Raw genomic sequence first — 5,904 nt, forward strand, 5'->3', positions numbered from 1 at the left:
AAGGTATCGATGAAGCAGCGCCTGATCGAAACGCGCAATGCCTTCTGGGCCTTGCTGTTGCCGGTCATCATCATCGGCGGCCTGAAGTTCGGTTTCTTCACCCCGACCGAAGCCGCCGTGATTGCTGCCTGGTACTCGCTGTTCGTCGGCCTGTTCATCTACCGTGAGATCAGCCTCAAGAGCCTGTATCCGCTGATCCTGGCTGCAGCCAAGACCACCGCGATCGTGTTGTTCCTGGTGGCTGCCGCCTCGGTTTCGGCCTGGCTGGTCACTGCCGTGAACATTCCGCAGCAACTGGGTGAAGTGCTGCAGCCGTTCATGGATAACAAGACCTTGCTGATGGTGGTACTGATGCTGATGGGTCTGGTGATGGGCTGCGTGCTGGATTTCACGCCGAATATCCTGATCATGACGCCGGTGCTGATCCCGATCGTCAAGGCTGCAGGCATCGATCCGGTGTATTTCGGGGTGCTGTACATCCTGAACCAGTGTCTGGGTCTGATCACCCCGCCGGTGGGTGCGGTGCTGAACGTGATCAGTACGATTGGCAAGATGCCGATGAACAAGGTGGTGAGCGGGGTGGCCCCGTTCCTGCTGGCACAAACCGCCGTCATGTTCCTGCTGATCTTCTTCCCGGCCATTGTGGAAGTGCCGCTCGCCTGGTTGACAGCACGCTGAATATAGAACGCTATTCCCCGGCAGCCTTTGGCTGGCAGGTGGAATAGCGTTTTTTGGGCTCTTTTATAAAAAATATATTTTTTATCAATTACAAGAAGCTGTGATTTTCAGCAGTGTTTGTAGTGAAAGCAGTCCCTGCCAGTTGGCATTCCACCTTGTTATATGAGGAGTTTTATCTTGAAAAATACATCTCTGCGCTTCATTACCAAGCCTTTGGCCGCCGTACTGGGCACCGCCTGTTTGCTGGTTCCCACTCTGGCTTCTGCCGCGGATGCCCGTCTGGGCCATGGCTTTACCGACCAGCATCCGCGTGGCGTGGCCATGCTGAAATTTGCCTCCGAGATGGAAAAGGCTTCCGGTGGCAAGATCAAGGTCAAGGTATTTGCCAACTCGACCCTGGGTTCCGAGGAAAAGATGCTGCAGTCGGTACAGGGCAATGTGCTGGAGTTCTACATGGGCTCGCTGGCACCGTTTGCCGTGCGCAAGAAAGAACTGCAGATTTTCGATTTCCCGTTCATCTTTGACAACGATGCCCAAGCCGCCAAGGTGCTGGATGGCCCGGTCGGCCAGAAGATTCTGGATAGCTTGGATGATACCGGCGTCAAGGGTCTGACCTGGGCGGGTGGTGCCTTCCGCAATCTGGCCAATGGCAAGCGTCCGGTCAATTCACTGGCGGACATGAAGGGCCTGAAGGTGCGCGTGATGCAAAGCCCGGTGGCGATCGAGAGCTTCAAGTCGCTGGGTATCAATGCCACGCCGATGGCCTATGCCGAGGTCTATACCGCACTGGAAATCGGTGCACTCGATGGGCTGGAACATCCGCCGGTCGACATGTACCAGAACAAGATCTATGAAATCCAGAAGCATCTGGCCATTACCAACCACGTTTACACCCCGGTGGCGCTGGTGGTTTCCAAGAAATGGTTCGATGCCTTGCCAAAAGATCAGCAGGCTGCCGTGACCAAAGCTGCCGTGATTGCGCGTGATTTCCAGCGCACGCAGGAAATCGAGCAGGCCAAGGGTGCGGTCAACCAGTTGAAGGATAAGGGTATGGCGGTAACCGTTTTGCCGCCGCAGGAACTGGACAAGATGCGGGCCGCCGTACAGCCTGTGATCGAGAAGTTCTCGGCCAGCATCGGCCCGGATTTCGTCAAGGGGTTCTACGCCGAGGTTGATAAGGCACGCAAGGCTGCCAAGTAATTCATGGTGCCGAACCGCAGTGCGTTCTTCTGCGGTTCTATTCCGACCTGTTAGAGCCTGTTCATGATCTTTTCCCCGCAGCGGTGAAAGGATCGTGAACAGGCTCTAGGCTCTCCAGATGGGCGCACATCTAACTGTTCACCGGCAACACTTCGGCCAAAACGACTTCCCTCGCTCCGATAGATGATGCTTCAGGCATCATTTCGGACAGGTTCTGTTTGGGCGTCCTCTTCTTGGCCTGCTGCAATTACTCTATTGCGTCCGGCAGCCTTTGCCTTATAAAGCGCTTTATCCGAGACTGCCAGAACATCAGATACGTCAGCATAATGCGACAAGCGTTCTGCCACACCTATGCTCACGGACACATTCAGAAGTCCATGCGGCGAAGAAATGGTGGTGTGCTCCACCGATAAACGTAGCCGGTCCGCAACGGCCAGAGCTTGATCTAACGTGGTGTCAGGAAGCAAGGCAATGAATTCCTCACCGCCATAACGGCACCAGATATCGTTCGCTCGCAATGCCGCATGAGCAGCCTTCGAGACTTCAACCAATGCGGTGTCACCGGTCTGGTGGCCGTGTTGATCATTGAATCGCTTGAAGTGATCGATATCGACCAAAAGAACCGAGAGTGGAGAACCATGACGCATGCTTCTGGACCATTCCCTATCGGCAAATTCGGTAAAGGCTCGGCGATTGTAGGCACCGGTTAATGTGTCACGGCGTGCTTGAGCGTGGATTTCTTCCTGGAGCCTTTGCGATGTATGCAAGGTCAATAAAACAGTGATCATCGGGAAACTGATGAGCGACGTTGCGATCCAGAACAAGCGTGGAAGCGTCGGAGATGAGGAAAACGTCAAACCAAAAACGCCTCCCGCCACGCGCCATGAGCAGGCAATTACCAGCAAGACGAACAAAAAACCAATTAGCCGAAAGGTGTGATTGCCTTTTGCTGTTCTCGCCATCAAACAGAAGTAGGCGGTATATAGGTCAAATAGCAAAAACACCGTGTTCTGGGTAAGGACGCCTGCCGGATAATTCGGGGCGACCAAAGTAAACCAGGCCAGGGTTGCATTGGCGATCACACATAATGCCATTCCAGCCTTGAACGGTGGTTTTCGTCCGGTCGCTTTCACAATACCGAAATTGAATAACATCAATCCCGGGAGCAGGAAAATATTAGAGACGATTTCGCTTAGCACCGCTGGTACCAGATTCCGAAGGGAGAACAGGAACAAGCCGATGGCAAACATCAAGGATCCGAGCGCCCAGTCTTTCGCAGGCGGATAGTTGCGCTGCACACTCCATAGGTACGCCAGAACAACCGTCTGCCCAATATTGATGCCTACATAGATCAACACCAAAGTTCTGATATCGAGAACAGCTGGCATTTATGAACTCAAGCGGAAGAAAGACATCAGTTTACCTGCCCCATCGGGCAAAGTGATGAAACCTGAAGACAGGTTCGCCATCAGCGGCTTGCGCCTGTGCCTGTGCATGGAACCGACCACACGTCCTCCTGCTTCAAGCGTGGCATCGGTGCCTGCCCCCATAGACAAACATTGGCCGGGGCTGGGCCAGCAGCTTGCCGATCGCTTTGGCCCTATCGGCATGGAAGGGCTCGACACCCGAACCTGACCCGCAAAGTGCATGAATACTTCGCATGAGTATCCTGCCTGTCACTAAACAGGCGAGTGTTATAGGGCGATCGTTCTTCGCTGGTAATGTTCAATCACCATGAAAACAACGGCCCCTTCGTCTATGGCCCTCTCTGAAGTGCTGACTGGATGTGGTGGCAGACCTGAAGCTGATTGAGAGTTTTCTTGCTGTATATCTTGCGTAAAACACACAAATACTCCTTGCGGCTTGACTCATAACTAACGGATCGAGTCTACTCAAGGTGTCGCTTGTGGTCAGTTCAAACTTCGCACTTATTGGCAAACATTCATTATTGGCATTTATCAGATGAAGAGTTGTTCATTGAAGAGTCGTCTTTTAATAGGAATGGCTATAGCCCTGCTTGCCATTAATGTGCTTGCCATTTGCATAGTATTTTTGGGGTTGAATGAAATCTATAGGCGCGACATTCATCAGGCGGAGATTTTGAGCCAAAATCTCACCCATGCCATTGACCAAAATATCAGCAACATGCTTCGCCGCATTGATCTTTCCCTAATTACTACGGCCGGAGAATTTACAAATTATTTATCCAGTCATGATCGACTCGACAACCAATTTGTAGAGTGGAAAATAAAGCTTCAGAAAAATATTCTTGCTGATTCTGAAGGGTGGAGTGTGACTGATTCATCCGGAGAATTCATATTTCACGAGGGTGCCGGAGATACGCCTGGTGTAAGAATAGATGATAGGGACTATTTTCAAGAACTTCGATCCGGAAAGAATAAAGGGCTGGCGGTAAGTTCTATACTGGATAGCAAATTAACCGGGCACAAAATCATTATTCTTGCTCGTTCTTATTATGATAAATCCGGAAAATTTTCCGGTGTTGTTGCTGTCCCTCTTCCATTAAGTATTTTCTCAAAACAGCTGTCTGGATTTCAGGTGGGTAAAAATGGCATCTTGGCTCTCCGGGATAAAAATCTAGGGCTTGTAAGCCTTTATGTGCAAGATCAGCCAAAATTTTCCTATGCCATTGCAGATGCCAATGTATCACCAGCCATGTTGGAACTGGTTAGGAAAGGTGTTTGGGAGGGAACGTATCATGCACGAAGAAATGGTGATGACATTGAAAGAATTTATCACTATCACAAGATAGATGGCCTATCAATTTTTGCAATAACGGGAATATCAAAGTCCGATCATTTGGAGCAGTGGTACAGAATTCGCTTGATATGCTTTGCACTGCTCGGACTTTTTTTATTGATTATAAATTCTGCAGCGGTAATGCTGTACAGGCAATGGAGTCAGCAGCACAACTACCTGATGGCTAATGAAAAAAGCAACAAGCGTTTAAAAAAACTGCTTCAGCAATTGAGGGAGCGGGATGAGGCGCTGAGGGCTTCTCAAGATGCGGGTGGATTAGGGACCTATAGCTTGGATATCTTGAACAGCATTTGGACCTCGTCAGAAAAGCAAGATTCTATCTTCGGGATTGATCCCGACTATCCACGTACGATTTCCAGTTGGGTCGCATTGATTCACGCGGATGATCGGGGCGAGATCCAGTCCTATCTTCGCGATAGCGTTCTAGGGGAAGGAAAAGTATTTGATCGTGAATACCGACTCATACGGCCTTGTGATGGCAAGACTATTTGGGTGCACGGGTTGGGAAAGCTTGAGTTTGATGAAGGAGGAAATCCTGTTTGCTTGCGTGGAACAATTCAGGATGTGAGTGCCCGGAAACTGGCTGATGAGAACCTGCATCTTGCTCGGCGAGTTTTTGAGAGCACGCATGAAGCGATTATGGTTACTGATGTCGATGGAATTATCCAGGAAGTTAATCCGGCCCTTTGTCAACTTGCTGGGTATTCCCTGGAAGAGTTGATGGGGAGAAATCCTCGTCTGCTTAATTCTGGTGTGCATGATTCGATATTTTATAAAAGAATGTGGACTGCTTTGTTAGGTTATGGCTCGTGGCAGGGGGAGATAGTAAATAGGAGAAAAGATGGTACATTCTATACTCAGCGCACCCATATAACTGCGATACGAAATCATAATGATGAAATTACCCATTTTGCGGCAATGATTGCTGATATTTCTGTACTCAAGGAACATCAGCGACAAATTGAATACCTTGCCTACCATGACAAACTCACCGGGTTGCCCAATCGAGTTTTGTTATCGGATCGCATGAGGCAATTAATTTCTGCTTGCAATCAAAGAAAAGAGTTGTTGAGCGTCGGATATCTGGATCTTGATGACTTCAAGCCAATTAATGATCGATGGGGCCATGAGGCAGGCGATAAATTACTCGCGCAAGTGGCGGGCCGTCTAACAGGGTGGTGAAAAAGGAACGACCCCAATCAAAACGGGGTCTGGCATAGGCTGAGATAATCCCGACAACCCAAT

General features: G+C 50.1%; 5 protein-coding genes. 4 read left to right on the top strand and 1 reads right to left on the bottom strand.

What is annotated here, in order from left to right; all coding sequences use genetic code 11:
* Together AC0KVQ_RS16010 and AC0KVQ_RS16015 are read left to right on the top strand one after the other, a co-directional pair.
* Window positions 1-678: TRAP transporter large permease subunit (locus AC0KVQ_RS16010; protein WP_473422194.1), on the top strand; the 678-nt coding region annotated here is incomplete at its 5' end.
* Between the two features lie 177 nt (window positions 679-855).
* The gene (locus AC0KVQ_RS16015) at window positions 856-1,878 is read left to right on the top strand and encodes a TRAP transporter substrate-binding protein (RefSeq protein WP_473422195.1); all 1,023 of its coding nucleotides are present in this window, start codon (window positions 856-858) and stop codon (window positions 1,876-1,878) included.
* 191 nt (window positions 1,879-2,069) lie between these two features.
* Here the strand turns inward: AC0KVQ_RS16015 and AC0KVQ_RS16020 are convergent, their stop codons facing one another.
* On the bottom strand, window positions 2,070-3,266 hold the full coding sequence (locus AC0KVQ_RS16020; protein WP_473422196.1) for a GGDEF domain-containing protein: 1,197 nt from the start codon (window positions 3,264-3,266) through the stop codon (window positions 2,070-2,072).
* A 55-nt stretch (window positions 3,267-3,321) separates the two neighbouring features.
* On the opposite strand from AC0KVQ_RS16020, the gene AC0KVQ_RS16025 reads away from it, so the two are divergent.
* Window positions 3,322-3,513, top strand: coding sequence for a hypothetical protein (locus AC0KVQ_RS16025; protein ID WP_473422197.1), 192 nt, complete (start codon window positions 3,322-3,324; stop codon window positions 3,511-3,513).
* Window positions 3,514-3,855: 342 nt separating this feature from the next.
* Window positions 3,856-5,841 (top strand): PAS domain S-box protein, encoded by a 1,986-nt coding sequence (locus AC0KVQ_RS16030; RefSeq protein WP_473422198.1) that lies wholly within the window; start codon window positions 3,856-3,858, stop codon window positions 5,839-5,841.
* Window positions 5,842-5,904 lie beyond the last annotated feature (63 nt).

It is taken from the genome of Formivibrio sp. oc-25 (assembly GCF_055810895.1).